Consider the following 1,410-nt stretch of genomic DNA (forward strand, 5'->3'; position numbering starts at 1 on the left):
CTCGGCCGTGGCTGGAGCCATGCCCTGGCCCATCGCCTGTTGATTGAAGGCGAGCAGGTCATCTGGATCGACCAGGAAAACCGCCGCACCACGTTTCCCCGACCGAGCCTGCAACGCCCGGCGATCCACAACAGCCTGGCCCGTGCGGCGATCTACCTGAGCGCCGAGCCGGACGAACTGATCATCGCCCAACCCGGCGACGGTGCGCCTTTCCTACACTTTCGCGACGGTCATCTGATCGCTCTGAGCGATCGGTACGACAACCGCCTGACGATCCAGCGCAACATCTACGGCGACATCAGCCGCCTGGACAACGGCGCTCGGCGCTGCCTGCGCCTGCGCCTGCGCTACGAACATCGTCATCTGGTCGCCATCGACTACCAGGGTTTTCACCCGGAACTGCACCCGGACGAAGCCTGGCGCACCGAACAGACGCTGGTGACCTACCGCTACGACGCCCGTTTCCGGTTGATCGAAGCGACCAACGCCGCCGGCGAAAGCGAACGCTACGACTACGACGACCAGCACGTCATCCTCCAACGGCAACTGGCCGGCGGCGCAAGTTTTTATTGGGAATGGCAAGGCCTCGGTCCGGCGGCGCGCTGCGTGCGGCACTGGGCCTCGTTCGCGCAGATGGACAGCCGCTACAGCTGGGGCGAGGACGGCAGCGTCACGGTCCAGAACCTCGATGGCAGCCGGGAAGTGTACGTCCATGACGACCGGGCGCGACTGGTGCGCCAGGTCGATCCTAATGGCGGCGAACACCTCAAGGCCTATGACGAACAGGGTCGGCTGGTCGCCGAACAAGACCCGCTCGGCGCGGTGACCGAATACCGCTACGACGAAGTCGGACGGCTGGCGGCGCTGATTCCGCCCGAAGGCGAGCCCACGTCCTACGAGTACCGCAACGGTTTCCTGCACGCCCGGCATCGCGGCAACGCCGTGTGGACCTACCGGCGCAATGAGCAGGGCGATGTGATCGAGGCCATCGACCCGGATCGCCACAGTACTTGGTACTCCTACGACACCCAGGGCCAGCTGATCTCGATCCGCTACCCCGATGGCAGCCAACACGCCTTCGTCCGTAATCGCCTGGGCCAGTTGACCGAAGAAACCCTGCCCGACGACAGCCAGCGGATCTTTTCCTACGACGCCCTCGGGCGTTTGCTGACCCGCCAGGACGAACACGGCGCCATTACCCATTACCAATGGGACGCCGTCGGCCGCTTGCTGCAAACCACCCTGCCCACCGGCGCGACCCGCGCCTGGAGCTACAACGCCTACGGCAAGGTCACCGCCGAACGCGACGAACTGGGGCGCATCACCCGCTACGAATACGCCGACGACCTGCACCTGATCAGCCGCCGCCTCAACCCCGACGGCAGCGAACTGAAATACCGCTACGACTCG

At 65.2% G+C, this 1,410-nt stretch carries 1 pseudogene; it reads left to right on the plus strand.

The features are described 5' to 3' along the window. A pseudogene (locus HU762_RS26480) lies at nt 1-1,410 on the plus strand (RHS repeat protein); the annotation flags it as partial.

The organism is Pseudomonas sp. SWRI92 (assembly GCF_014268685.1).
Classification (GTDB): domain Bacteria; phylum Pseudomonadota; class Gammaproteobacteria; order Pseudomonadales; family Pseudomonadaceae; genus Aquipseudomonas; species Aquipseudomonas marvdashtae.